At 69.0% G+C, this 24,668-nt stretch carries 23 protein-coding genes; 6 read left to right on the top strand and 17 right to left on the bottom strand.

Annotated elements, in window-relative coordinates; genetic code table 11:
- Window positions 1-3 precede the first annotated feature (3 nt).
- Together DA075_RS01120 and DA075_RS01115 are read right to left on the bottom strand one after the other, a co-directional pair.
- Window positions 4-663: a CoA pyrophosphatase gene (locus DA075_RS01120; protein WP_099951631.1), complete on the bottom strand. Its 660-nt coding sequence runs from the start codon at window positions 661-663 to the stop codon at window positions 4-6.
- Window positions 660-1,274: a DUF1285 domain-containing protein gene (locus DA075_RS01115; protein ID WP_099951630.1), complete on the bottom strand. Its 615-nt coding sequence runs from the start codon at window positions 1,272-1,274 to the stop codon at window positions 660-662. Before DA075_RS01115 ends, DA075_RS01120 begins: the two co-directional genes overlap by 4 nt.
- A 391-nt stretch (window positions 1,275-1,665) precedes the next feature.
- Between DA075_RS01115 and DA075_RS01110 the strand changes: the two genes are divergently transcribed.
- Window positions 1,666-3,159 (top strand): pilus assembly protein TadG-related protein, encoded by a 1,494-nt coding sequence (locus DA075_RS01110; RefSeq protein ID WP_099951629.1) that lies wholly within the window; start codon window positions 1,666-1,668, stop codon window positions 3,157-3,159.
- A 70-nt stretch (window positions 3,160-3,229) separates the two neighbouring features.
- Here DA075_RS01110 and DA075_RS01105 read toward each other — a convergent pair whose 3' ends face one another.
- A complete protein-coding gene (locus DA075_RS01105) occupies window positions 3,230-3,661 on the bottom strand; it encodes a PaaI family thioesterase (RefSeq protein ID WP_099951628.1) in 432 nt (143 codons plus the stop codon).
- Window positions 3,662-3,752: 91 nt separating this feature from the next.
- Between DA075_RS01105 and DA075_RS01100 the strand changes: the two genes are divergently transcribed.
- Window positions 3,753-4,223, top strand: coding sequence for a PaaI family thioesterase (locus DA075_RS01100; RefSeq protein ID WP_338067995.1), 471 nt, complete (start codon window positions 3,753-3,755; stop codon window positions 4,221-4,223).
- Window positions 4,224-4,280: 57 nt separating this feature from the next.
- Here DA075_RS01100 and DA075_RS01095 read toward each other — a convergent pair whose 3' ends face one another.
- Together DA075_RS01095 and DA075_RS01090 are read right to left on the bottom strand one after the other, a co-directional pair.
- Window positions 4,281-4,853 carry a hypothetical protein gene (locus tag DA075_RS01095; protein WP_099951627.1) on the bottom strand — a complete coding sequence of 191 codons (573 nt, stop codon included), beginning with the start codon at window positions 4,851-4,853 and terminating at the stop codon, window positions 4,281-4,283.
- 363 nt (window positions 4,854-5,216) lie between these two features.
- Entirely contained in the window at window positions 5,217-5,573 is a 357-nt protein-coding gene (locus DA075_RS01090) for a c-type cytochrome (RefSeq protein WP_099951626.1), read from the bottom strand.
- Between the two features lie 292 nt (window positions 5,574-5,865).
- On the opposite strand from DA075_RS01090, the gene DA075_RS01085 reads away from it, so the two are divergent.
- Window positions 5,866-7,299: an FAD-linked oxidase C-terminal domain-containing protein gene (locus DA075_RS01085; protein WP_099951625.1), complete on the top strand. Its 1,434-nt coding sequence runs from the start codon at window positions 5,866-5,868 to the stop codon at window positions 7,297-7,299.
- 16 nt (window positions 7,300-7,315) lie between these two features.
- On the opposite strand, the gene DA075_RS01080 is transcribed toward DA075_RS01085, so the two are convergent.
- The 7 genes from DA075_RS01080 to DA075_RS01045 form a co-directional block, all read right to left on the bottom strand.
- Window positions 7,316-8,161: a 23S rRNA (adenine(2030)-N(6))-methyltransferase RlmJ gene (locus DA075_RS01080; protein ID WP_099951624.1), complete on the bottom strand. Its 846-nt coding sequence runs from the start codon at window positions 8,159-8,161 to the stop codon at window positions 7,316-7,318.
- A gap of 134 nt (window positions 8,162-8,295) precedes the next feature.
- Window positions 8,296-9,132, bottom strand: a complete 837-nt coding sequence (locus DA075_RS01075) for an ABC transporter ATP-binding protein (protein WP_099951623.1) — start codon at window positions 9,130-9,132, stop codon at window positions 8,296-8,298.
- Window positions 9,133-9,370: 238 nt separating this feature from the next.
- Complete coding sequence (locus DA075_RS01065) at window positions 9,371-10,642, bottom strand: ABC transporter substrate-binding protein (protein ID WP_099951622.1); 1,272 nt, start codon at window positions 10,640-10,642, stop codon at window positions 9,371-9,373.
- A 48-nt stretch (window positions 10,643-10,690) separates the two neighbouring features.
- Entirely contained in the window at window positions 10,691-11,764 is a 1,074-nt protein-coding gene (locus DA075_RS01060; RefSeq protein WP_099951621.1) for a branched-chain amino acid ABC transporter permease, read from the bottom strand.
- Complete coding sequence (locus tag DA075_RS01055) at window positions 11,764-12,657, bottom strand: branched-chain amino acid ABC transporter permease (protein ID WP_099951620.1); 894 nt, start codon at window positions 12,655-12,657, stop codon at window positions 11,764-11,766. The genes DA075_RS01060 and DA075_RS01055 overlap by 1 nt, the downstream gene beginning before the upstream one ends.
- A gap of 13 nt (window positions 12,658-12,670) precedes the next feature.
- Window positions 12,671-14,602 (bottom strand): long-chain fatty acid--CoA ligase, encoded by a 1,932-nt coding sequence (locus tag DA075_RS01050; RefSeq protein ID WP_099951619.1) that lies wholly within the window; start codon window positions 14,600-14,602, stop codon window positions 12,671-12,673.
- Window positions 14,602-15,411: an ABC transporter ATP-binding protein gene (locus tag DA075_RS01045; protein ID WP_099951618.1), complete on the bottom strand. Its 810-nt coding sequence runs from the start codon at window positions 15,409-15,411 to the stop codon at window positions 14,602-14,604. Before DA075_RS01045 ends, DA075_RS01050 begins: the two co-directional genes overlap by 1 nt.
- A gap of 194 nt (window positions 15,412-15,605) precedes the next feature.
- Between DA075_RS01045 and DA075_RS01040 the strand changes: the two genes are divergently transcribed.
- The 3 genes from DA075_RS01040 to DA075_RS01030 all read left to right on the top strand — a co-directional run bounded on the left by DA075_RS01040 (window position 15,606) and on the right by DA075_RS01030 (window position 19,284).
- Window positions 15,606-16,259 (top strand): TetR/AcrR family transcriptional regulator, encoded by a 654-nt coding sequence (locus DA075_RS01040; RefSeq protein WP_099951617.1) that lies wholly within the window; start codon window positions 15,606-15,608, stop codon window positions 16,257-16,259.
- 223 nt (window positions 16,260-16,482) lie between these two features.
- Window positions 16,483-17,040, top strand: coding sequence for a dihydrofolate reductase family protein (locus DA075_RS01035; protein ID WP_099956328.1), 558 nt, complete (start codon window positions 16,483-16,485; stop codon window positions 17,038-17,040).
- Window positions 17,041-17,607: 567 nt separating this feature from the next.
- Entirely contained in the window at window positions 17,608-19,284 is a 1,677-nt protein-coding gene (locus DA075_RS01030) for a methyl-accepting chemotaxis protein (RefSeq protein ID WP_099951616.1), read from the top strand.
- A 71-nt stretch (window positions 19,285-19,355) separates the two neighbouring features.
- Here the strand turns inward: DA075_RS01030 and DA075_RS01025 are convergent, their stop codons facing one another.
- The 5 genes from DA075_RS01025 to DA075_RS01005 form a co-directional block, all read right to left on the bottom strand.
- Window positions 19,356-19,568, bottom strand: coding sequence for a hypothetical protein (locus DA075_RS01025; protein ID WP_099951615.1), 213 nt, complete (start codon window positions 19,566-19,568; stop codon window positions 19,356-19,358).
- An 11-nt stretch (window positions 19,569-19,579) separates the two neighbouring features.
- Window positions 19,580-21,277: a Dyp-type peroxidase gene (locus DA075_RS01020; protein ID WP_099951614.1), complete on the bottom strand. Its 1,698-nt coding sequence runs from the start codon at window positions 21,275-21,277 to the stop codon at window positions 19,580-19,582.
- Between the two features lie 80 nt (window positions 21,278-21,357).
- Window positions 21,358-22,332 (bottom strand): hypothetical protein, encoded by a 975-nt coding sequence (locus tag DA075_RS01015; RefSeq protein ID WP_099951613.1) that lies wholly within the window; start codon window positions 22,330-22,332, stop codon window positions 21,358-21,360.
- 11 nt (window positions 22,333-22,343) lie between these two features.
- Window positions 22,344-23,189, bottom strand: a complete 846-nt coding sequence (locus tag DA075_RS01010; RefSeq protein ID WP_210207012.1) for a hypothetical protein — start codon at window positions 23,187-23,189, stop codon at window positions 22,344-22,346.
- A 265-nt stretch (window positions 23,190-23,454) separates the two neighbouring features.
- On the bottom strand, window positions 23,455-24,645 hold the full coding sequence (locus tag DA075_RS01005) for a phenylacetate--CoA ligase family protein (RefSeq protein ID WP_099951612.1): 1,191 nt from the start codon (window positions 24,643-24,645) through the stop codon (window positions 23,455-23,457).
- Window positions 24,646-24,668 lie beyond the last annotated feature (23 nt).

Below are 24,668 nucleotides of genomic sequence, written 5' to 3'. Positions count from 1 at the left end.
GTCTCACTCGTCCGCGTCGCGGAGCCGGTCGTAGAGGTTGCGCACGATGCCGGCTGTCACCCCCCAGATGTAGCGCTCGCCGAACGGGATCGCGTAGTAGCGCCGCTGGCGCCCGCGCCATTCCCGGCTGTGCAGGGCATGGTTGGCGACGTTCATCAGGAAATCGAGCGGCACCTCGAACGAATCCGCCACCTCGTGCGGGTTGAGGCGTAGCGAGGCGTCCGGCGCCACCAGCCCGACCACCGGCGTCACCAGGAAGCCGGTGCCCGACAGGTAGGGATCGAGGTAGCCGAGCGGCGTCACCGCCGCCGGGTCGAGGCCGATCTCCTCCTCGGCCTCCCGCAGGGCCGCGGCGAGCGGCGAGGGGTCGCCGGGATCGATCTTGCCGCCAGGGAAGGCGATCTGGCCCGAATGGTCGCGCAGATGCGCCGAGCGCAGGGTGAACAGGACCGAGACGCCGTCGTCGCGCGGCACAACCGGCACCAGCACCGCGGCCAGCCGCGGCGGGCGCGACAGGGCCGCCTCCAGCACGTCCGGCTCGAGATCGTGGTCGCCTCTCGGGTTCGAGGTCGAATCGTGCGGGCCCGGCGGCTCGGGCCGCAGGCGCGTGCGGGCGCGCTCCAGGAAGAAGTCGAGAGCGGTGGACGCGATGAGATCGGTCACGACAGCTCGGCCGCCCCGAGTTCGGTAGACTTTGCGATGCGGTGGAAGCGTCCGCCGGCGGCGAGGCCGAACCAGGTCTCGCCCGCCTCCGCGCGCTCCTCGCACAGGTCCACGAGGTCGTAGGCGAGGGAACGGGTGAGGCGGGCCCAGAGGCCGTGGCGCACGGCGATGTAGGGCTTGAAGCCGCCCTCCGGATCGCGCTCGACGCGCAAGGGGTGGGCGTCGTCGAGGGGCACGATGTCGTCGAGGTTGGTGCGGAAGGCGATGGCGCGGGTCTCGCCCTCGCCCTCCACCGCCATCTCGACCGCCAGGAAGGCCGCGTCCTCGACCTCGATCCCGACCCGCTCCACCGGCGTCACCAGCACGGTGCGCCCGTCGGGGTCGCGGCGCAGGATCGTCGAGAACAGCTTGACCAGGGCCGGCCGGGTGATCGGGCTGCCGTTGTAGTGCCAGGTCCCGTCCGCGGCGATGCGCATCGGGATCTCGCCGCAATAAGCCGGGTTCCACCGCTCGACCGGCGGCGGCCCGCGCCGCGAGCCCTCCGCGCCGAGCGATGCGGTCAGTCGTTCGAGGACCCCGCCGGGCGGGGTGCCGTTCGGATCGTGCGTCATCCCCCTCTACATAGCGGATCGGCGCGGCTTGTGCAGGCGCGCCGACGCGGGTCGGGTGGTTGCAGAGGCCGGGACGGGTGTCGGCCGGTCCCGCTTCCGGCACCCCGAGGGTTCCGACGCCGGCGGATCGGGTCTGCGGGAGCCCCGTCAGCAGAGGCACCTGCTCGCAATCAGGCAACCTATGGTCGAATAAGCGCGATTGCGATGGCACCTGACGTCGATTTAACGTCGCGATGTGAAGGAAAAATATCCCAAAAACGGTGTATGATGCTGGTGAAACGCTAGGTAATTTCAGCGGATTGATCGTGACGTGCCGCGAATCCGCTGCGTCAGGTTAGTTCGGAATTTACGGAAAGCCCGTAGCGTGCTCGCATACTAGGGTAAAAAACTTATGCACCGAACCATCGCAAGTTGCTTCGGCCGTTTCGCGCGCAACCGGGACGGAGGCCTCGGCCTGGTTTTCGCGCTCCTGTTTCCCATCCTGATGGGGTGCGTCGGCGTCGGCGTCGACTACGCGACATGGCTGGTCCGCAAGCAGAAGCTCCAGAACCTCGTCGACGTGACGGCGCTCGCCGTCGTGTCCGACATGCAGGTCGGTGGCTTCGACAAGGGCCGGGTGCGGGCCGTGGCGGAGGGCCAGACGCGCGGCTTCGCTGAGAACAAGATCCGAGACGACTGGATCACGATCGATATCGAGCCCGTCTATCGCCGGAGACAGGGGAGCGATCCCTTCGAGATCGTGCCGGCCAACGGGCGTGACGAGGCGCCGACCGGCATCAGGCTGACCATGTCGCAGCGCAAGCACGCGATCATGACCAAGCTCGTCACGCCGTACCTGACCAACATCGTCGTCCGGGCGACCGCCGAGATCGTCGGCAATTCCAAGGTGTGCGTCGTGGCGCTGGAGGACCAGGCGGGGCAGGCCATCGGCCTGAACGACGATGCCCAAGTGTCCGCGACCGGCTGCTCCGTCTACGCGATGTCCGCTTCCCCTGCAGCGATCGATGCGCGTGACTCATCGAAGCTGAGCGCGATGAAATCCTGCGCAGTCGGCGGCTATGCCGGCCCGTCCCAACGCTACCAGCCCGTGCCGATCACGGGCTGCCCGGCGATCAAGGATCCGCTCGCCGGCCGCGTCCCCCCAGTCGTGGGTCGTTGCGTCAATGACCCCCGCCAAGGCCCCTTTCAGGTAGGAAACGAGAGCAAGGTCCTGAAGCCTGGCGTTTATTGCGGCGGTCTCATCCTGAAGGCGGGAGCGAATGTCAAGCTCGATCCCGGGATCTACGTCATAAAGGACGGTCCACTCGTGGTCGGCTCAGAGGCTTGGACGGGTGGGTCCAGATTTCGGAATTGGGTACCCTGCCTTTGCTATCGCAGGCGTGTTTTGGCGGGGATAAAATCTCGCTTGCGCTGCCCGAATGCGTCGACAATGCTCCCGCCTGCCTCGTTGAGCGGTGACGGCGTGGGTTTCTACTTCACCGGGAGAGTTGAACCGGACGACGACCATATCGCCAGGCCGATACAGTTCATGCCGCGCTCGAACGTATCGCTCAGCGCGCCGACGGGCGACCTCACGACGGACAACCGCAAGATGGCAGGCCTTCTGTTCTTCGAGGATCGCGCGGCCCCGCCGAACCGGGTCTTCGAGGTCATGAGCGACAACGCCCGCCGTCTCGTCGGCACGATCTACCTGCCGCGCGGCACGTTCCTGGTGTCCGCCAACCAGGTCGTCGCCGACCAGTCGGAATACACCGCCATCGTCGCGCGGAGGCTCGCGCTGTCGGAGTCGCCGCGCCTCGTCGTCAACGCGAATTACAGCGCGAGCAAAGTGCCGGTGCCGAAGGGGATCGGGCCGACGAGCGCCTACCCGACGCTCACCAACTGACGCTCCGTCCCCGAACGGGCGCATCCCCGGGGCACCTATGCCCGGGGCACCCATGCGCGGGCGGGCCGCCTCAGGCCGGGCCCGCCTCCGGCCGGCGGCGCAGGATCTTCCACACCCCGGTGGCGGTGGCGACGATGCGCCCGTCGCACCGCGCATCGCCGCGCAGGAAGACCAGGCTCGTCGTGCGCTGCACCACCTCGGGCGTCATCGTGATCGTCTCGCCGATCCGCCCGGCCGAGACGAACTGCATCTCGAACTGCACCGTGACGCAATTCGCCCCGCCGGCGGCCCGCATGGCGGCGAAGCCCAGCGCCCGGTCGGCGAAGGTCATCATCATGCCGCCCTGCACCACGCCGATCAGGTTGGCATGCTTGGGCTCGGCCCGGAACGCGAAGCTCGCCGCCTCGCCTTCCTCGCGCAGCAGCACCGGGCCGACCAGGGAGAGGAAGCCCGGGTCGTCGAAGGGGCGCCAGCCGGCCGGATCGGAATCGGGGGTGGTCATAAGGGCCTCGGAGGGTGAGGGCGCTGGACAGCGCGGCCGCGGCCGTGCCTCAACGTCCCTACACAACAATCGAGGGGGAGGCCCAGCGCCCGTGACGGATCAGACACAAGAGGCTTTGCGCGCCGAGTCCGAGGTGATCCAGGCGCGCGTGCACGCCAGCTTCGACAAGCAGGGCCTGATGCGGACCCTCGGGGCCACCCTCCAGGCGGTGTCGCCCGGCGCGGTCGAGATCGCCCTGACCCCCGGGCCGGCTTTGTCGCAGCAGCATGGCTTCGTCCATGCCGGGGCGGTGAGCGCCATTGCCGACAGCGCCGCGGGCTACGCCGCCCTGACCCTGATGCCGCCCGGCGCCGGGGTGCTGACGGCGGAGTTCAAGATCAACCTGCTGGCTCCCGCCGCCGGCCGCCGCATCCTGGCCCGGGGCCGGGTGGTCAAGGCCGGCCGCACCCTGACCCTGGCGCAGGCCGAGGTTTTTTCCGAGGGCGAGGGAGGCGAGAAGCTCGTCGCGCTCCTCACCGCCACCCTGATGGCGGTGCAGGGGCGGGAGGGCGTCGGGGATTGAGGACAGTCTCGCCTCGTCCCCGACGGCGCCCGAAGGCCGCCGCCGCCGATTCGGCTCCTAACCGCCGAGGGATGTCGCGTCGCGGAGACACGTCGAGTATCGCTGGCTCTTCGCGTAGGCGCGGGCTTCCTCGATCGGGATGCCGGCCTCGCGGTACCAGGACAGGTGACGGGCCGTGAACCGCCCGCCGACCCGCACCGCCCGCCAGATGTTCGCGTGCTGGAAATGATCCTTGTTGTCGAGCGCAAAGGTCGTATCGAGGATCGCATCGTAAACAGGATCTCCTCCTGGCAGAGGAGGCAATGGGTTGTGCCAAAATTGCTCTTCGTGTTCCCAAATCTTGACCATCTTCCCGCCGGAAAAGACCAGGGCGTCGCGCATGAGATAGCGGTCGCTGATGTCCAGGGCGAAGCCCGCCTTCCCGACCTGATGCAGGTCCGTCAGATACGCCAATTCTCCCAGGAAGTTTTTCGGGAGGTCTGCGTTCAGCAGCAGGTCCGGATCGGTCAGGCAGAACAGCTTCGGCAGCATCGAAAACACGCTGCGATCGTTGAGAATGTGGCTGGGGCCGAGATTGTCCGCGAGCCTGATGACCTCTGACTCTTCGACATGATCGAGGTAATCGATCATGCTGGTAGAATCCGACGCATTGTCGATCAAGATGATATTGTCTAATCAGATTAAATTTAATTGCCTCACCATGCTGTGGCAATATGTTTGATTATTATGACAGAAAATGTAGACTGGTATTCCTGCCTGGAGAAAGCTGCTGACGGACGTGTGTCGCGCCTTTGCCGGTCCGTCGATCGTCACCGCAATCGCCTGTCTTACCCAGGTGTCTGACGGCGGGTCCTGTACCAGGAACGGTCGATCGCCAAGATTTTTGCGATTGTTATTGCTTCATCCGATGCGTCGTCTTGCGAGCATCGATCAACCCACCCCGCCGACGAGCGGCAGGACCCCGGCGGACGCCGCCGGGGTCCGTCACGCGCGTTACTTCTGGGTCTCGAGATAGGCGATCAGGTCCGAGACCTTCTTGTCGTCCTTCTGGCCGGCATAGATCATCTTGGTGCCCGGCACCTTGGCCTTCGGGTCGTGGATGTAGTCCCGGAAGGTGGCCTCGTCCCAGGTCAGGCCGGAATTCTTCATCGCTGCCGAGTAGTTGTAGCCCTCGTGGGTGCCGGCCTTGCGGCCGATGACGCCCTTGAGGTCAGGGCCGACGCCGTTCTTGCCGAAGGCGTGGCAGGCCTTGCAGGGGGCGAACACCTTCTCGCCGGCGGCCGCGTCCTGGGCCTGGGCGGCGAAGGGCAGGAGCACCGCCAGGGCGGCACCGAGGATGAGCTGACGCATGAGGTTCCCTCCAAACGGACGTCATTCGCGACCGGCCACGGGGATATGGCCTAGCCTGCAGATTGGTACAGTTAAAAACGCCGACGGTACGCGCCGGGTCCCGTGCGACGAAAAGAAGCTCTGCCGCGTCCGCGCGCAATCGGACGAAGGTGCGGGGCCGCGTTGGGGCTCGGCGCGGGATGGGCGCGATCCCTCGCCTCCGGTATGATGGAGCACCAGGGACCGGCCCGCCGGGGCCGGCGAGACGATATCCGACAAGACTCCCGCGACAAGAAACCCGAGAGGACGCGCCATGACGATCGCCTTCCCGCTCCCGGATCCCGCGATCCTCGCCCGCCGCGACGCGATCGTCGAGGGCCTGCGCGGCCTGGTGGCGCCCGAGGCCCTGGTGACCAGCGAGGACGAGCGCCGCGCCTTCGAGACCGACGGGCTCACCGCCTACCGCAAGATGCCGCTCGCCGTCGTGCTGCCCTCGACGACCCAGGAGGTCGCCGCGGTGATGCGCTACTGCCACGAGGCGGGGGTGAAGGTGGTGCCCCGCGGTGCCGGCACGTCGCTCGCCGGCGGCGCCATCGCGCAGGAGGATGCGGTGATCCTCGGCGTCGCCAAGATGAACCGGGTGCTCGAGGTCGATTTTTCCAACCGCACCGCCCGGGTCCAGGCCGGCATCACCAACCTCGCCATCAGCGCGGCGGTGGCGCATGAGGGCTTCTTCTACGCCCCCGACCCGTCGAGCCAGCTCGCCTGCACGATCGCGGGCAACATCGCGATGAATTCCGGCGGGGCGCATTGCCTCAAGTACGGCGTCACCACCAACAACCTGATGGGCGTGACCCTGGTCATGATCGACGGCACGGTGGTGGAGATCGGCGGCGATCACCTCGATGCCGCCGGCTACGACCTGCTCGGCCTCGTCTGCGGCTCGGAGGGGCAGCTCGGCATCGTCACCGAGGCGACCGTGCGGATCCTGCGCGCGGCGGAGGGCGCGCGGCCGGCGCTGATGGGCTTCGGCCGGGTCGAGGATGCGGGCGCCTGCACGGCGGCGATCATCGGGGCCGGCATCATCCCGGTGGCGATCGAGTACATGGACCGCGAGGCGATCACGATCTGCGAGGCCTTCGCGCATGCGGGCTACCCGCTCGACGCCGAGGCGATGCTGATCATCGAGGTCGAGGGCTGCCAGCAGGAATGCGACGCGATGCTCGCCCGCATCGTCGAGATCGCCAAGCCCTTCAACCCGACGAGCCTCAAGGTCTCGCAATCCGAGGCCGAGAGCGCCGCGATCTGGAAGGGCCGCAAGTCGGCCTTCGGCGCGACGGGACGCATCTCCGACTACATCTGCATGGATGGCACCATCCCGACCGGGCAATTGCCCCGCGTGCTGGAGCGCATCGGCGAGATCACGAAGTCCTATGGTCTTCGCTGCGCCAACGTCTTCCATGCCGGCGACGGCAACCTGCACCCCCTGATTCTGTTCGACATCAACACGCCCGGCGAGATGGAGAAGGCCGAGGCCGCCGGCGAGGAGATGCTGAAGCTCTGCGTCGAGGTCGGCGGCTGCCTCACCGGCGAGCACGGCGTCGGCATCGAGAAGCGCGACCTGATGACCTACCAGTACAACCCGGAGGATCTGCAGCAGCAGATGCGGGTGCGGGCGGTGTTCGACCCGGCCTGGCTGATGAACCCGGCCAAGGTCTTCCCGCTGGAGGGGCGGATCGCCGCGTGAGCCGGTGTGCCTGCCCTCAGGCCGGCGGTCCCAATGATGCGCAGCGGAAGGCGCCGTAGCCTTCCTGCGCCAGGCGCTCGGCCAGCGCCGGCAGGACGGTCTCGGCTTCCTCGCGCAGGGTCCAGGGCGGGTTGACCACGATGAGCCCGCTGCCGCTCAGGCGCGCCGGGTCGGGCCGGTGGATCAGGAGGTCGAGGCGCAGGGCCGGGCGGGGGAGGGCGGCGTCGAGGGTGGCGGCGAGGCGGTCGATCACGGCTGCGTCCTTGATCGGGTACCAGGCGAGGTAGGTGCCGGTCGCCCACTTCGTCACCGCCTTCAGCAGTTCGCGGCCCAGGCGCTCGATCTCGCCCGGCACCTCGTAGGGCGGGTCGATCAGGACGAGGCCGCGGCGCTCCTTCGGGGGGATCAGGGCGGGCAACGCCGTCCAGCCGTCGAGGGCCAGCACCTTGGTGCGCGGATCCTGGTTGTAGCGGGCATGCAGCACCGCGCCGTCGGCCGGGTGCAGCTCCACGAACACGCCCTGGTCGCCGGGGCGCAGGAACTCGCGGATCAGGGCCGGCGAGCCCGGATAGATCGTCGCGCCGTGGCGCGCCCGCACCGCCTCCACCGCGGCCCGGTAGGGGGCGAGCAGGGCCTCGACCGCGTCGGGGAACGGATCGTCGAGCCGGCCGATGCCGTCGTGCCACTCGCCGGTGCGCCCGGCCTCGTCGGCGGTCAGGTCGTAGAAGCCGAGGCCCGCATGGGTGTCGATCGCCCGGAACGGCGTCGCCTTGCGCTGGAGATGCGCCAGCACCCGGGTCAGCACCCAGTGCTTGAGCACGTCGGCGTGGTTGCCGGCGTGGAAGGCGTGGCGGTAATTCACGGTTCTCGGGCCCTCGTCTCGCCGTCCCGCCCGGGACGCGGCGCCCGATGCCTAGCATCATCGCGTGGGCCGCGACGAGATCATGGCGTGCCCGACCTCCGCCTCGCGGGTGAGGGACGGGACGAGCGATCCGCTCAGATCCAGCGCTTGCGCCGCTTGAAGCTCTTCAGGTTGCGAAAGCTCTTGCGCTGGTCGCCGGCGCCGCCGAGGTAGAATTCCTTCACGTCCTCGTTGGTGCGCAATTCCTCGACCGTGCCGTCGAGCACGACCTTGCCCTGCTCCATGATGTAGCCGCGATCGGCCACCGAGAGGGCGGCGCGGGCATTCTGCTCGACGAGCAGGATGGTGACGCCGAGATCGCGGTTGATCTGGCGGATGATGGAAAACACCTCCTTCACCAGGAGCGGCGAGAGGCCCATCGAAGGCTCGTCCATCAGGATCAGGCGGGGCCGGGCCATGAGGGCGCGGCCGATCGCCAGCATCTGCTGCTCGCCGCCCGAGAGGTAGCCGGCCGCGCCCGTGCGCTCCTTCAGGCGCGGGAAGTAGGTCAGCACCCGCTCGAGGTCCTGGCCGATCTCCCGGTCGCGGCGCGAGAAGGCGCCGAGGCGCAGGTTCTCCATCGGCGTCATGTCGGCGACGATGCGGCGGCCCTCCATCACCTGGAAGATGCCGCGGCGCACGATTCGATCGGGCTCGATGCCGTCGATGCGGGCGCCGTCGAACACGATCTCGCCGCGGGTGACCTCGCCGTCCTCCGAGCGCAGCAGGCCCGAGATGGCCTTGAGCGTCGTCGACTTGCCGGCGCCGTTGGCGCCGAGGAGCGCCGTGATCGAGCCCGCCGGCACGTCGAGGCTGAGGCCCCGCAGGACGAGGATCACGTCGTCGTAGACGACCTCGACGTTGCGTAAGGAGAGGAGGGGGGCCGGCGCGGCGTCGGGACTCGGGCGCTCCAGGGTCATGACCTGCGACATCGGGGGCTTTCGCTAAACGAGATGCGGGTCGAACCCTCCCCCCTCTGCGGGGGAGGGGGCCCCTGCGTCAGCAGGGGCCGGGACAGGGGAGCCACGCTTCCGAAAAGGTCGCGACCGCTGTGACGGTCGCCACATCCGGCATCGTCGCGTTCCCCTCTCCCGCCCTGCCTTCGCAGGGCACCCTCCCCCGCAGAGGGGGGGGAGGGCTCAGAGGCGGGTCACTCGTTGGCGGCGGTTCTCACCACCCCTGCCACTCGGCCTTGCGCGGCAGCGTCACGGTCTTGACCGGCTCGAGCTTGATCGTGCCGGCCTTCATCAGGTCGGGCAGCGCGCCGTCGGTGGGACCCGAGACCTTGGCGCGGTAGATGTGCACCTCCATCATCCCGCGATGGTCGGTGGCCGACCAGGTCGAGGGGACGCAGACGCCCTCCATGCCGGCCGGCACCCAGTCCTTCTTCTGGTAGAAGCCCTTGCGGACGTTGGGGCCGGCAAGCCCGCCATTGTCCTTGGCCCAGGCGAGGGCCTCGGTCATGTAGAGGGCGGCGCAGATGCCGGTATAGTAATGCACCGGGCGGTAGGCGGTGCCGGCGGCGTCCGACACCTTCGAGATCTCGGCCGCCATCGCCATGCCGGGGGCGGTGCTGCCGCTCACCGCCGCTGTGCGGACCGGGAAGACGACGCCGTTCGCCGCCTCGCCCGCCGCCTTGGCGGCGTTCTCGTCCATGCCCCAGACATTGCCCATGAACTGGATGTCGGTGCCGACCGACTTGCAGGACTTGAGCAGCGAGATGTTCGACCCACCCGTGTTGCCCAGGTAGGCGTAGTTGGCGCCGGCGTTCTTGGCGGTCAGGCACTGGGCGGTGTAGTCGCCGGGCGCCAGCGCGAAGACGATCGCCGGCAGCACCTCGAAGCCGAGGTCCTTCGCCATCGCCTCGCCGGCTTCCTTGGGCGAGTTCGGGTAGGGGTGGTTGCCGCCCATATGGACGTATTTCGGCTTGCCGGTCTTGCCCTTGGCCTTCCAGTCGTCCGCCGCCCATAGCAGCATGGCGCGCAGGGCATCCGAGTAGCTCGGCCCGTAGAAGAAGTTGTAGGGCGCGGCCTTGGCCTTGCCGCTGGCACCGGTCGGGTCGCTCACCTGCGCGGCATAGGAGCCGGAGATGTAGGGCACCTCGTCCTTGGTGACGAAGGCCGAGAGCGCCTCGGTGTCGGCGGTGCCCCAGCCCTGGATCGCCGCGACCTTGTCGCGCCCGCCGGTCCACTTCTTGTAGAGCGCGACGGCGCGGGGCACCTGGTAGCCGTAATCGACCGATTCGACCGCCATCTTCTCGCCCTTGATGCCGCCCTTGCGGTTCACGTAGGCGAGCGCATCGGCGACGCCCTGGGCGTAGGGCACCCCGACATCCGAGGTGGCGCCGCTCTGGTCGGCGAGGTGGCCGATCGGGATCTCGGCGGCCAGCGCCGGGAGGCCAAGGGCGAGGGCGGCGGCCGAGGCGAGGGAGAGACGAAGCATGGTTTCCTCCGGTTGGCGGGCCGGTTCGTCCGGCCTCGTCGATGGTGGTCAGTGCGAGAACGGGTAGAGCTTCCAGTACGCCTTGATCTGGCGCCAGCGATGGGCGAGCCCGTCGGGCTCGAACATGAGGAACAGCACGATCACGAGGCCGATCGCCATCTCGCGCAGGAAGGACAGGTTGTCCTTGAGCGCCAGCGCCCGGTCGAGGGCGGAGCCGCGGACCGCGTCGGTGAGCCAGCCCATGGCTTCCGGCACCAGCACCATGAAGGCGGTGCCCATCAGCGTGCCCATGATCGAGCCGAGGCCGCCGATGATGATCATGCCGAGGAACTGGATCGAGAGCAGGATGCCGAAGCCCTCGACCGAGACGAATTGCAGGTAATGGCCGTAGAGCGCCCCGCCGATGCCCGCGAAGAAGGCCGAGAGGCCGAAGGACAGGGTGCGGTAGCGGGTGAGGTTGATCCCCATCATCTCCGCCGAGAGATAGTGGTCGCGCACCGCCACCAGCGCCCGCCCGTCGCGGGAGCGCATCAGGTTGGTGGCGAGCACGAAGGTCAGCACGAGGTAGGCCAGCACGACGTAAAAGTAGCGGTGGTCGGTGTCGAAACTGAACCCGAAGATCGAGAAGGCGTCGGCCGCCGTGCCGGCGACGCCGCCGGTGAACCAGTTCGCCCGGGCGAAGAAGTCCTGCAGGATGTATTGTGCGGCGAGCGTCGCGATGGCGAGGTAGAGGCCCTTCAGCCGGGCCGCCGGCAGGCCGAAGATCAGCCCGACCGCGGTGGTGATGATTCCGGCGAGCGGGATCGCGAAGAAGACCGGGATGCCGTAATTGTTCGACAGCCAGGCGGAGGCGAAGGCACCGAAGCCGAAGAAGGCGGCATGCCCGATCGAGATCTGCCCGGTGAAGCCGACCAGGATGTTGAGGCCGAGCGCCGCGACCGCGAAGTAGCCGATCTGGATCAGCAGGCTCAGCCAGTAGCGGTCGAGGACGAGCGGCGCGAGGCAGAGCAGGGCCAGCCCCGCCCAGACCGCGTAGCGGCTGCCGGCGGTCGGGAAGATGGTGGTGTCGGCCGCATACGTCGTGCGGTAGTCGCCGGCGGGGATCAGGCTCTGGGTCGCCATCAGACGCGCTCGATGTCGCGGGTGCCGAACAGGCCGTAGGGCTTGATCATCAGGATCACCACCAGGACGTAGAAGGGAACGATCTCGTAGAGGTTGCCCCAGTGCAGGTACTGGCCGTCGACGTATTGCGCGACGTTCTCCAGCACACCGATCACGAGGCCGCCGATCACCGCGCCGACGACCGAGTCGAGCCCGCCGAGGATCACGGCCGGGAAGACCTTGATGCCGTAGAGCGACAGGGCCGAGGACACGCCGTTGACGATGCCGACCACGATGCCGGCAACCGACGAGACCACCGCCGAGATCGCCCAGGCGAGGGCAAAGACGTTGCGGACCGAGATGCCGAGCGACTGCGCCACCTGCTGGTTGAAGGCGGTGGCCCGCATGGCGAGGCCGTGCTTCGAGTAGCGGAAGAACCAGGCGAAGCCCGCCATCATGGCGACCGAGATGCCGAGGCTCATCAGGTACACGGTCTGGATCTCGAGGCCGAGGAACGACACCGACTGCGTGGAGAAGATCGGCGGGAAGGGCTGGGCGAAGACGCCGAACAGCCACTTGCACAGGGCCTGGAAGAAGATCGACAGGCCGATCGTCACCATGATGACCGAGATGATCGGCTCGCCGATCAAGGGCCTGAGCACCACCACCTGGAGGGCGATGCCGAAGACCAGCATGAACGCGAAGGTGACCGCCATGCCGACCAGGAACGGCAGCTGGTAGGTGGTGAGCAGCCACCAGCACACCCAGGCGCCGATCAGGAGGAACTCGCCCTGAGCGAAGTTCACGACCTGGCTCGCCTTGTAGATCAGGACGAAGCTCATCGCGACTACGCCGTAGAGGGCGCCGACGATCAGCCCGTTGACGACGAGCTGGAGCAGCAGATGGGTGTTCATGATCGTGAAGACCCTATTCGGCGGCGGCGAGGGTGGCGGGGGCCGCCGTGAGGTCGATCACCGGCAGGGTGGTGCGGATGCGCTGGGTGGTGCCGTCCTGGAAGCGGATCACCGTATCGACCCGGTAGCTCGGCGCGCCGGCATAGATCGTGTCGATCAGGTCGGCGTATTTCTCGTTGATGACGCCGCGGCGGACCTTGCGGGTGCGGGTCAATTCGCCGTCGTCGGCGTCGAGCTCCTTGTAGAGCAGGACGAACTTCGCGACGCGCTGCACGTCCGTGAGCCCGGCATTGACCCGCTCGACCTCTTTCCGGATCATCTCGATCACCGCCGGCTTCGCGGCGAGGTCGGAATAGGTCGTGAAGGCGATGCGGTTCTTCTCGGCCCATTTCGCGACGACCGCGTAGCGGATGCACACCAGCGCCGCCAGGTACTCGCGCCCGGCCCCTAGGATCACCGCCTCGGCGACGTAGGGCGAGAATTTCAGCTTGTTCTCGATGTATTGCGGAGAGAAGCGCTCGCCATGGGCGTTGACGGCGAGGTCCTTGATCCGATCGATGACGACCAGTTCGCCCTTCTTGTCGACGTAGCCGGCATCCCCGGTATGCATCCAGCCGTCGCGCACGTCGCTCGGGGTATCGGGGCCGGCCTTGTAGTAGCCGTGGAACATGTTGGCGTGGCGCGCCAGCACCTCGCCGATGCCGTTGCGGTCGGGATCGAGCACCCGGATCTCGATGCTGTCGTCGAAGGGCACGCCGACCGTGTCGAAATCGACCGTCTCGCCGCGGTGCAGGGTATAGGCGCCGAGCGTCTCGGTCTGTCCGTAGAGCTGGCGCAGCGGCACGCCCATGGCGCGGAAGAACCGGAACGTGTCGGGCCCGAGGGCTGCCCCGCCGGTCGCCGCCGAGGTCAGCCGCGTGAAACCGAGCCGGTCGCGCAGGGCCCGGAACAGCAGGGCGTCGGCCGCCATCGAGCGCGTACCCTTGTCGAGGGCCTCGAGCCCCATCGCCATGCCGCGCTCGTAGAGGGCGCGCTTCAAGGGAGACGCGTCCATCATCCGGGCGCGCACGTCGGCGGCCACCGCCTCCCAGACCCGGGGAGCGAAGAGCACGAAGGTCGGGGCGATCTCCCGGAAGTCGTGCATCAGGGTGTCGGCATCCTCGACGAAGTTGACCTTCATCCGCGAGAGGAGCGCCTGGCCGAGGGCGTAGACCTGCTCCATGATCCAGGGCAGCGGCAGCACCGAGACGTAGTCGTCCTGCGGCCCCTTCGGGTCTGCGGCGAGGTAGCGGGCGCAGTGGCGGAGCACCCGTCCGCCGCTCAGCATCGCGAGCTTCGGCCGCGCGGTGGTGCCGGACGTGGTGCAGAGGATCGCCACCGCTTCGCCGTCGGTCGCGTCCACCATCCGATCGTAGAGGCCGGGATCGGCCGCGTGCAAAGCCTCGCCCTTGGCCGCCAGGGCCTCCGCCGAGATCAGGCGCGGGTCGTCGTATTTGCGCATCCCGCGGGGATCGCAGTACACGATGTGGCGCAAGCTCGGCACGCCGTCGGCGAGGTTGAGGAGCTTGTCGACCTGCTCCTCGTCCTCGGCGATCACCGCCTTCACCTCGGCGAAGGCGAGGAGGTACTGCACCTCGTCCTCCAGCGCGTCGCGGTAGAGGCCGAGCGACAGGGCGCCCAGGGCATGGGCGGCGATCTCGCCGGCCACCCAGTCGGGCCGGTTGTCGCCGATGAGCCCGACGACGTCGCCGCCATCGATGCCGAGATCCGACAGGCCGAGCGCGAAGGCGCGGGTCCGGGCGTGGTACTCGGCCCACGTGGTCGGGCGCCACAGCCCAAAAATCTTCTCGCGGAGAGCGACCTCGTGCGGGTGCTCGGCGGCGTTGAGGCGCAGGAGCTTCGGGAAGGTGTCGGCCTGGCGCGCCCGCACGGTGAAGTCCGTCATCACGACACCGCCCTCACCGGAAGGGCCGCTTGCGGCTCGTCGTCCTCCTCGCCCAGATAGGCCTTGCGCACATGCGGATCGGCCAGCACCGCCTCGGGCCGGCCGAGGGCGATGCGGCGGCCGAAATCGAGCACCATCACCCGGTGCGAGATGTCCATGACCACGCCCATGTCGTGCTCGATCATCACGACGGTCATGCCGAACTCCTCGTTGAGGTCGACGATGTAGCGGGCCATGTCCTCCTTCTCCTCGAGGTTCATGCCGGCCATCGGCTCGTCGAGGAGGATCAGCTTGGGCTCCAGCGCCATGGCGCGGGCGAGCTCGACCCGCTTGCGCAAGCCGTAGGAGAGGGTGCCGGCCGGCGCCTTGCGGTAGGCCTGGAGGTCGAGGAAATCGACGATCTCCTCGACCCGGCGGCGATGCGCCAGCTCCTCGCTCTGGACACCCGGCAGCCAGTAGAGCGAGCCGGTGACGAAGTTGTTGCGCATCAGATGGTGGCGCCCGACCAGGATGTTGTCGAGCACGCTCATGTGGTGAAAGAGCGCGAGGTTCTGGAAGGTGCGGCCGATGCCGAGCTTCGGGCGCTGGTTCGGCGTGGCCTTCGTGATGTCGCGCCCGTCGAGCAGGATCTGGCCCTCGGACGGCCGGTAGCGGCCCGAGATGCAGTTGATCATCGAGGTCTTGCCGGCGCCGTTCGGGCCGATGATCGAAAAGAGTTCGCCCTTCTCGACCGCGAAGCTGACATCCGTCAGCGCCTTGACGCCGCCGAAGCGCAACGAGATCTGGCGAACCGCGAGGGTTTCCGCCACGCCTGATCCTCCCCTGAGGATGGCGGCCGCGCTCGTGTCCGGCGCCGCTCTGCCATTCTGAGATGCCGGGTATGCGTCCCGCTCATCCGTGATGGAAATACGTTCGACTGTTTTTTTCCGAGCGTCAAGTGCTACACTGGCGCGACGAAAGTCGAGGGGGCGGGAGCCCCGCAGGGGCAGGGTTAGGAGCCAGCATGGCGCGTATCGCAGGCTCGTCGGGACCGCGGACCGAGGAGGCCATCCGGCGGGCGGGGCTCGCCCTCATCGCCACTCACGGCTACGCCGCCATGAGCCTGCGCCAGCTCGCGGCCGAGGTCGGCATCCAGCAGGGCTCGCTCTACAACTACTTTCGCAACAAGCAGGAATTCCTGTTCGATCTCATCCGCGGGCACATGCTCGACCTGCACGCCGCCCTCGACGCGGCGTTGCTGCCGGACGGGAGCGCCGAGGCACGGCTGACCCGGTTCACGGAGTTCCACGTCGCCTACCACGTCGAGCGGCCGCAGGAGGTGTTCATCTGCTACTCGGAGCTGCGCAGCCTGGAGCCGGACAACCTCGCCGCCGTGGTGGCGATGCGGCGCGACTATGAGCGCAAGCTCGGCGACATCCTCGACCACGGCTGCGCCACCGGCGAGTTCGGGCTCGCCGACACGCGAATGGCGACGCTGGCGATCCTCGCCATGCTGTCGGGCATCTGCACCTGGTACAAGCCGGAAGGCCGGCTCTCGACGACGGCGTTGCAGGAGATCTTCACCGGCATGGTGCTAGCCCTCGCCCGCGGTGGGGAGCCGGCGGCCGCTGCGGTGCCGGCGCGCCGGCGCGGCGCGTTGCGGGCGGGGGCCGCCTAAGCAGATTGCGCAAGAGCGGTGGCCGGTTTTTCGGCAAAAATCTGCGACAAAACAAGACTCTAAGCGGACGAGGCGTTGGCCTGCCGACGCAAGTCTGCTTAGGGTCAAAACTCTGGCAGTTTGGTGATGCGAGAGGGCCGCTTGCCACCCGCAGCGGGATTTGAGCATCAACCGCGAGCAGATCGCCCTATGTCTCTTCGAGCGCATGGCACAGGCTCACCGCATGGGATTGTTGACCTTCAGTCTGAACGTCACCCTAGATGGTTGCATCGACCACCAGGAAGGAATCGCTGACGACGAGACCCATGCGCTCTTCACCCGCCTGATGGACGAGCGAGGGGCGATGCTGTGGGGCCGCATCACCTACGAGATGATGGAGAGCTACTGGCCGGCGGTCGCTCGCGGCGACGTGGACGCACCGCCGGCGATACGCGAGTGGGCGGTCAAGCTGGAGGCCAAGACGAAATACGTGGTGTCGTCGACGCGAAAGGACTTTCCGTGGACCAACAGCCACCACATCGCCGACGACCTGCGAACAAGCGTACAGAGTCTCAAGGACGCGACTCCGGCAGGCGTGCTTCTCGGCAGCGGCAAACTCGCGACCGAGCTGGACCGTCTGGACCTGATCGATGAGTACCAGCTCCTCGTCCATCCCAGGATCGCTGGCCACGGCCCGACCTTGTACCAGGGAGGGCTGCCCAGTACGCGACGGCTCGAGTTGGTCTCGGCGAAGCCGCTCCGCAATGGTGCGGTCGCCATGCACTACCGGCGCGAACGCTGACTCAGAGCAGCCCTCTCGCGCAGCGTGAGGACCTGCGCGTCGCGGGAGCACCGCCAACAGGCAGCCGGCTTCGGTCGTCGATTGCGATGGACGATAGCCAATGCATCCAAGCGCTGGGCCGCCTGCATTGGAGATCTCGACGGCCTGCCCGTACCGGCGAGGTCAGGACGATCAGAGGGGCGGGAATGTCCGGCTCCCGCCGAGGCTGTGTGAAACGCAGAGACTGTCGAGGGCTCTTCCCAGACACGCCCTGGGCAGCGCCGACATACGCATCCTGGCGGCATCGCGGCCGCCATCCAGGATGTCTGAATGGCCGCAACGCGGACGATTGTTCTACAAATCCGGGGCGTGCCTGAGTTCTCACGCAGCCTGCACCCTCAGCTGCTCCTCGCACGGTCAAGCTGACTCGGTTTGGATCCTCGGGCGCGGGCGATGCCGCAAGGGCAAGATCTACGCGATCGAGCGCAAATCGTTCCAAGGGCTTACAATGTATACCGTGTGTTCACGACCGAGCCTCTAGGTCCAACGGGATATCCGGCGAGGACCGGATCCGGAGTGGCCGCCCCCATGTTCGTGCTCACACTTCCCCGCAAGTTCGCCCTGCTGATCGCGTTCGCGACCTTGAGTCTGGTCGCCCTGGGGGGGATCGCACTCACCTACCAGTACGAGACGATGATGGCGCAGCGCATCGAGCGCATGGCGCTCATCACCGAGGCCGCCGCCAACATCGTCGAGCGCTACCGGAAGAAGGTGGACAAGGCCGAGTTGAGCGAGGCGGCAGCTCGGGAGGCGGCGCTCGCCGACATCGCGGCGATGCGGCACGGCCGCGACAATTACCTGTTCGTCAACGACGCCACCGGCACCGTGATCGCCCACCCGGCGGCGAAGGTGGTCGGCCGCAACCTCATGGGCGTGACCGACTCGACCGGCTTCCGCTATGTCGCCGACGTCATGCCCCGGGCGGCGCGGGACGGCGTGGCGACGTTCCGCTACACCTGGGTCCCGGAGGGCGCGACGGCGGCCGTGCCGAAGATCGGGCTCTTTCGCCACTACGCGCCCTTCGGCTTCTACATCGGCGTCAGCGAGTATGTCAGCGATCTGCGCGAGATGATCGTGGCCCAGATCGAGCGCCTGGCCGTCGCCGGCCTCGTCATCGTGCTGGTCCTCGGCGCCGCCTCGCTCCTGATCGTCCGTTCGGTCGTGCGGCCGATGGAGCGCCTGCGCGCCGTGATGGGGACCCTGGCGGAAGGGCGCACCGATCTCGCGGTGCCGGAGGCCGGGCGGCGCGACGAAGTCGGGGCGATGGCCCGCGCGGTGCTCGTCTTCCGCGACCACGCGATCGAGCGCGAGCGCCTGCGGGGCGAGAGCGAGGCCGAGGAGCTGCGCCGCATGCGCCGCGCCGCTTCGCTGAACGAGCTGATCCAGGGCTTCGAGGCCTCGATCACCGGCGTCGTCGCCACCGTCGCGTCGGCCTCGGGCGAGCTGACGGGAACCGCCCAGGCCATGACCGCCACCGCGACCCAGACCGCGGCCCAGTCCACCGCCGTCGCGGCGGCGGCCGAGGAGGCCGCATCCAATGTCGAGACCGTCGCGGCGGCGGCCGAGGAACTCGGCGCCTCGGTCCAGGAGATCGGCCGCCAGGTCGACGGCTCGGCGAGGCTCGCCCAGGCGGCGGTGGCGGAAGCCGGGCAGACCGCGCATCAGGTCCGTGCGCTGACCGAGGCCACCGCCCGCATCGGCGACGTGGTCGGGCTGATCTCGTCCATCGCCGCGCAGACCAACCTGCTCGCGCTCAACGCCACGATCGAGGCGGCCCGCGCCGGGGCGGCCGGCCGCGGCTTTGCGGTGGTGGCCGCCGAGGTGAAGGAACTGGCCGGCCAGACCGCGAAGGCGACGGAGGAGATCACCAGCCAGATCGCGGCGATCCAGGCCTCGACCGGGCAGGCGGCGGGCGCGATCGGCCAGATCACGGCGCGGATCCAGGAGATTTCGGGCGTCGCGACCTCGATCGCGGCGGCGGTGGAGGAGCAGGGCGCGGCGACGCAGGAGATCGTCCGCAACGTGTCGCAGGCGGCGGCCGGCACCGGCGAGGTGACGGGCAATATCGCGGGCGTGGCGGGCGCCGCGGAGGAGACGGGAGCCGCGGCCAGCCAGGTGCTGGCCTCCGCCACCGAGCTGTCGCGCCAGTCCGCGCATCTCTCGGCCGAGGTGGCGCAGTTCCTGGCGCAGGTCCGGGCGGCCTGAAGTCCGGGCGGCCTGACGTCCGCGCCGGCCTGAGGGCCACAGAGGCCGGACGGCCGGACTCGGTCTCGCCGTCAGGCCTCGAACACCGTTTCGAGGCGGACCGGGCACGGCGCGCCCTGCCGGTCGATGCGCCTGCGCCCCTGGCTCGGGCCCAGGCGGGCGAGGGGGCGGCCGCGCAGGAGCGCCGCGGCGGCCTCCCCGCGAGAAGCGAGCGCGGCGTCGATCCCCTCCCCGAGGCGGAGCAGGCGCCGCCGGAGCACCACCGGAACCTGGAGGTGCCACATGGCGGGCACCCTCAGGTCGGGTCGGTGATGCCCGTGCCGATCAGGCGCAGGGCGGTCATGCTCGGCATGAAGAAGTAGTCGCCGCCGCGGGGCTCCACGAGCTGCGGGATGGCGCTGCAGATGTAGGGCCGGCGCCCGCCGCCCGGCTCGACCGCGATCACGAGCTTCGGTTCGTGGTGGGGATCGCCCTTCGGGTGGTTGCCGATCACCGGGCAGGTGTCGCTGCCGGCGTCGAAGTCGAGGCCGTACTGCATCCATTGCTGCTGCACGAACTCGAACTGGCGGAACAGGCTGGCGCAGATCGCCAGGAAGATGATGCCCTGCTCGCCGGAATCCGTGCCGCTGCCGCCCTGGGACGGACCGCCATAGGGCAGGCCGCGGCGCAGGATGCGGCGTCGATTGACCAGGGCCGAGCCGTCGCCGCGTGTCGGATCCGGGTCGGTGACGTGCGGGTCGAGCATGTCGCGCGGGTTGGCCCGGCGCATATGGGCGGCGACCGGGCAGGTGGTGCCGGCGAGGTCGTCGCGATAGGTGAAGTCGGTGTAGCGCAGGGCGAGCGCGGCGAGCCTCGGCTTGTCCTTGGCGGCCTTCGCCTGCGCGAGTTCCTCCTGGAACGCCAGCCAGTCGGCATGGGTCGGCGCGGCCTGGAGCGGGATCCCGTCCTCCCAGCGCCCGACCAGCTTGGCGCGCAGGATCGCCTCGGCCTCCGCCTGCGGGATGCCGTGGAGCGCCGCGTAGGTCTGCGCCTGGTCGCGGAGATAGGTGGCGAAGCTCGCGACGTTCTCGTGCAGCTTGCGGTAGGCCATGAAGGTGCCGTTGCGGCTGAACTCGATCGGCATCGCCGCGCCGGGGATCTCCTGCGCCTCGTCCGGATAGCCGAGCAGGAACTCGCCCGTGGCGAGCGGCGCCCAGGTCTGGTCGGACATCAGCTTGCCGCCGCCGATCACCCGCAGCGCCTCGAGCGCGGGCGGGAACTGGCCCTCGAAGACCGGGTCGCCGAAGCCGTCCGAGAGCCCGAAATGCTCCTTGTTGGTCGGCGCGAGGCCGTGCTCGCCCGGGCGCAGGACCGCGGACATCTCCTGGAAGTCGGCCCCGTCCGGCCCGGTGCCGGAGAGGAGCACGACGTGGCCGCCCGAAGCCGCGCACAGGTCGCGAAGGCGCGTCGTCTCCATCTCCAGCTCGGCGACCGGGGTGCCGTCGGGATTCATCTGCGCGTTCAGCATCACCAGGATGTGGACGCGGTTCTCGCCGGCCGAGTCGCGCCACACCACGTCGCGCGTGTCGAGGAAGGGGTCGTCGCCGAGGATCTCGGCCCGCTGCGCCATGCCGTCGATGAACTCGTCGGGCATGCCCCGCAGGGTGCGGATCGGCACGCCGAGGGCGAGGAGACCGTAGAACGTGAAGGCGAGGTTGAGCGTCACCGTCGGCTTCACCAGCGTCACCTCGCCCGGGTAATCGTCCTCGTCCTCGGCTCGGGCCACGTCCTTGAGGCGCGGGGCGCGGGTGCGCAGCAGCGCCTCGCCGCGGTGCGGGTCGCGCCAGCGCGCGGCGGTGGTGACGCGCGGCCGCAGCGCCTCCACGAAGGCGCGGCCCGCCGCGCCGTCGCCGCGCAAGGTCAGGAAGAAGGCGCGGGCCTTGGGGAAGCCCTGCCGGCCATAGGCCCGCAGGATGCCGCCCTGGATGTCGGCGAGGTCGAGGAGGGTCGTCATGCCTGGTGTCTCGCCGTGATGTCTCGCCGTGATGTCTCGCCGTGATGTCTTGGGCGGGAGGATGGGATCGAGGAGGGGAGTCAGCTGCCGACGACGCTTGCGCCGACCGCGCTTGCACTGATCACGCTTGCACTGATCACCCCCGGCGCCTGGGTCGGTCCGTCGAGGTCCGCCGGCCGGTGGGCGGCCAGGAACTCCCGGAACGCCGCCCCGCGCGCCTGCGGTGCGGCCCCCTGCTGGGCGACGGCGAAGCGGGTGAAGGCCTGCTGCAGGCAGAGCGCCTTCAGCACGTGCCGCAGGGTCGCGTCCGGCGCCGCCGGCAGCGGCCGGGCGCCGCGGCGCATCACGATCCCGTAATCGACGGCGAGGCCCGCGAGGCCGAGCACCAGCGCCAGGATCAGGCCGGCGGGCCAGCTCACCCGGTGGAGCAGGGCAGCGAGAAGCGGCAGCGCCACGCCGAGGGCCGGCGGGGCGATCAGCCACCACCGCGACAGCGTCGGCAGCGCCGGCGCGCCCACCCAGTAGTCGTTGAACGGCATCGTCGTCTCGACCTGGCACGGTAGCAGGAAGTCGGCGAAGGTCTTGGCGTCGCGGACGGCGGGGAAGCCGTAGCAGTAGCGGAACACCGCCTTGAGCTCGCGCGGCATCAGCGTCCAGAGCTCCTCGCAATAGTGCCGCGCCGGGTCGGACCCTTCCGGGTCGAAGTCGATCATCACCAGGAGGTAGGGGCAGGCGAGGACGTCGTTGGCCTGCGGCGCCAGCAGGTCGGTCCCGCGCAGGGCGTCCGCCACCGCATCGCTGTGGTCGCGCCCGTTGAAGAACGGCTGGTCGAGCACGACCAGCCGCGCGAAATGCGTGCGCAGCGAGCGGGCGAAGGGGCTCTGGATCCCGACCTTCACCGCCTCCGGCGATTGCAGGGCGGTGGGCAGCGTCTCCAGCGCCTCGCGCACCATGTGGACGGGCGAGCTGCGCAGGCCCTCATGCGCGACGACGACGTCGTTCTTGATCGGCACGATCGCGGTGAAGAAGTAGTGGCCGCCGTCGAGGTTCGGCATCTCAGCTCTCCCTAGCCGTGGCGGCGCGCGGCGCTGCGGCGGGTGCGGCCCTTGACCAGGGCCGCGACGGTGGCCCGGACCTCTCCGGCCTGCGCGGCTGCGTCCGCCTGCGCGGCTGCGTCCGCCTGCGCGGCCGACGCGTCGGCGCGCGGGGCGGCCTGGATGCTCGCCGCGGCGGCGGCCGGCGCGACGACCTGCGCCCGAGGCGGCCCTTCGCCGTCCCGGCCCCAGCGGGCCCGCACCATGGCGCAGCGATGCAGGTCGGCGATCGCGGTGTCGCGGCTCGCCACCGGCCCGTAGCCCGGAGTGCCGAAGCAGCCCTGGTTCTCGGCGAGCACCCGGTCGAACGCCGCCGCGGAGGCCTCGTCGGTCCCGGCCGTCACCGCCCGCAGGGCGGCGGCGAGCTGCAGCGCCCGCTTGATGTCGCGCTGGCCGCTGCCCGGCGTCGCGTTGTAGTAGTAGCCGGTATCGACCTGGTTCGCCCGGATGTACGACTTGAACGGGGTGATCGGGATCGAGTTCGGGTACTTGGTGCTGCAGTACCAGAACAGATCGAGCCCGTTGGGGATTCCGTCCGCGAAGGCGTCGATATACTGGTCCCAGGTGCCGTTGAAGTTGCTGCAGAACAGCATGTAATCGTTGGCGAGCACCTGTTTCGGCTGTCCGCGCTGGGGCCACTGATCGCGCCGGATGATCACCCAGCGGGCGAAATGGATCAGCGACAGGCCGAGAAGACCTGACAGAGACCCTGGAAACACCCGCGACACCATGAAGATGAAGCGATTGAGCCAAGTCCAGCGCGGCCGGATCGGCGTCACGACGTTCATGCCATAGGCTTTGCCCGCCACGTTCGACATGCGCCCGCTCCCGATTCGGGAATGGACACTATCACAACCTAGAGCGACATCAACGTGGAGCGTAAATCGGGTCGACGAAAAATCGAGCGGCCCGCAGCGAAAGGGTGACGCTGGACGATGTTCTAACGCGAATTGGTCGGTTTGCGTCGTCTTGAAGAGGATGCGGCGAACGCCGATGTATTGGATTTGAGAATGACTTTTCGAAAAAACAGGATGAGCCCTTTTGCGGGGCGGCGGGCACGGGGGTGCGCCGCCGCCCGGCGCCTCAGCCCACCGGCCGTTCGTCGGCGATGACCTTGCCGTCGTTCGGCAGGGTGCCGGGGGGCACGAGCGCGACCGTGCCGCGCAGCTTCGTCACCGCCCGCAGGGTCTCGGCCACCGCCTCCGCCAGGGCGGATTCCGCCGTCCCGGCCTCCGCCCGCAGGGTCATGACGTCGGCCTCGTCGGCCCGGGTCACCACGAGGCGCAGGCGCCCGAGTTCCGGATGGCGGCGGGCGATCTCGGCGACCTGCTCGGGGCGCACGAACATGCCCTTCACCTTGGCGGCCTGGTCGGCCCGGCCCATCCAGCCGCGGATGCGGCTGCGGTCACCCTCTGCCGGCAGGGCCGCCGTGAGGTCGCCGAGGGCGTAGCGGATCAGCGGCCGGTCGAGGTCGAGCACCGTGACGACGATCTCGCCGACCTCGCCCTCCGGCACCGGATCGCCGGTGCCCGGCCGCACGATCTCGAGGATCAGCCCGTCATTGACGAGGAGGCCGGGTTCCCCCGGCGTCTCGTAGGCGATGAAGCCGACATCGGCGGTGGCGTAGGCCTGGCAGGCGGCGATGCCGCGCTCCCGGAGCTCGGCCTGGAGCGACGGCGGGAAGGCGGCGCCCGAGACCAGGGCCTTGGTGATCGACGACACGTCCCGCCCGGCCTTGGCGCCGGCATCGAGCAGCACCTTGAGGAAATCCGGCGTGCCGACATAGCCGGCGGGACGGTAGGCCTCGATCAGGTCGAGCTGCTGCTCGGTGTTGCCCGGCCCGGCCGGGATCACCGCGCAGCCGAGTGCCCGGGCGGCGGTGTCGAAGATGAATCCGCCCGGCGTCAGGTGATAGCCGAAGGTGTTGAGCACCACCTCGCCGGCCCGGAAGCCCGCGGCTTCGAGCGCCGGCGCGCCGCCCCACGGATCCTCGCCCGCCCGCTGCGGCTCGAAGATCGGCCCGGGCGAGGTGAACAGGCGGGCGAACCCCCCGGCCGGCCCCGGCACGAAGCCGCCGAAGGGCAGGGCCTCGCGCTGGCGCGCCGGCATCTCGCCCTTGCGCAGGACCGGCAGGCGGGCGAGCGCCGCCCGGTCGGTCACCGAGGCGGGGTCGATCCCGGCGAGGTGGGCGGCGTAGGCGGGGGCGCTCAGGGCGGCCGCGAGGGCGTCGGGCAGGCGGGCAAAGAGGGCGGCTTCGGGGGTGGCGTGGGACATGGCGGAGCGGTCTCCCGGGGGAT

The organism is Methylobacterium currus (assembly GCF_003058325.1).
GTDB lineage: Bacteria > Pseudomonadota > Alphaproteobacteria > Rhizobiales > Beijerinckiaceae > Methylobacterium > Methylobacterium currus.
This window is presented reverse-complemented; position numbering and strand designations above follow the sequence as displayed.

Coding starts and splice junctions, on each gene's coding strand:
- DA075_RS01115 (WP_099951630.1), bottom strand. CDS start 1,274: ATGACGCACGATCCGAACGGCACCCCGCCCGGCGGGGTCCTCGAACGA.
- DA075_RS01010 (WP_210207012.1), bottom strand. CDS start 23,189: ATGTCGAACGTGGCGGGCAAAGCCTATGGCATGAACGTCGTGACGCCG.
- DA075_RS01075 (WP_099951623.1), bottom strand. CDS start 9,132: ATGTCGCAGGTCATGACCCTGGAGCGCCCGAGTCCCGACGCCGCGCCG.
- DA075_RS01060 (WP_099951621.1), bottom strand. CDS start 11,764: ATGGCGACCCAGAGCCTGATCCCCGCCGGCGACTACCGCACGACGTAT.
- DA075_RS01040 (WP_099951617.1), top strand. CDS start 15,606: ATGGCGCGTATCGCAGGCTCGTCGGGACCGCGGACCGAGGAGGCCATC.
- DA075_RS01050 (WP_099951619.1), bottom strand. CDS start 14,602: ATGACGGACTTCACCGTGCGGGCGCGCCAGGCCGACACCTTCCCGAAG.
- DA075_RS01055 (WP_099951620.1), bottom strand. CDS start 12,657: ATGAACACCCATCTGCTGCTCCAGCTCGTCGTCAACGGGCTGATCGTC.
- DA075_RS01005 (WP_099951612.1), bottom strand. CDS start 24,645: ATGTCCCACGCCACCCCCGAAGCCGCCCTCTTTGCCCGCCTGCCCGAC.
- DA075_RS01090 (WP_099951626.1), bottom strand. CDS start 5,573: ATGCGTCAGCTCATCCTCGGTGCCGCCCTGGCGGTGCTCCTGCCCTTC.
- DA075_RS01015 (WP_099951613.1), bottom strand. CDS start 22,332: ATGCCGAACCTCGACGGCGGCCACTACTTCTTCACCGCGATCGTGCCG.
- DA075_RS01095 (WP_099951627.1), bottom strand. CDS start 4,853: ATGATCGATTACCTCGATCATGTCGAAGAGTCAGAGGTCATCAGGCTC.
- DA075_RS01020 (WP_099951614.1), bottom strand. CDS start 21,277: ATGACGACCCTCCTCGACCTCGCCGACATCCAGGGCGGCATCCTGCGG.
- DA075_RS01035 (WP_099956328.1), top strand. CDS start 16,483: ATGGGATTGTTGACCTTCAGTCTGAACGTCACCCTAGATGGTTGCATC.
- DA075_RS01025 (WP_099951615.1), bottom strand. CDS start 19,568: ATGTGGCACCTCCAGGTTCCGGTGGTGCTCCGGCGGCGCCTGCTCCGC.
- DA075_RS01065 (WP_099951622.1), bottom strand. CDS start 10,642: ATGCTTCGTCTCTCCCTCGCCTCGGCCGCCGCCCTCGCCCTTGGCCTC.
- DA075_RS01085 (WP_099951625.1), top strand. CDS start 5,866: ATGACGATCGCCTTCCCGCTCCCGGATCCCGCGATCCTCGCCCGCCGC.
- DA075_RS01110 (WP_099951629.1), top strand. CDS start 1,666: ATGCACCGAACCATCGCAAGTTGCTTCGGCCGTTTCGCGCGCAACCGG.
- DA075_RS01105 (WP_099951628.1), bottom strand. CDS start 3,661: ATGACCACCCCCGATTCCGATCCGGCCGGCTGGCGCCCCTTCGACGAC.
- DA075_RS01030 (WP_099951616.1), top strand. CDS start 17,608: ATGTTCGTGCTCACACTTCCCCGCAAGTTCGCCCTGCTGATCGCGTTC.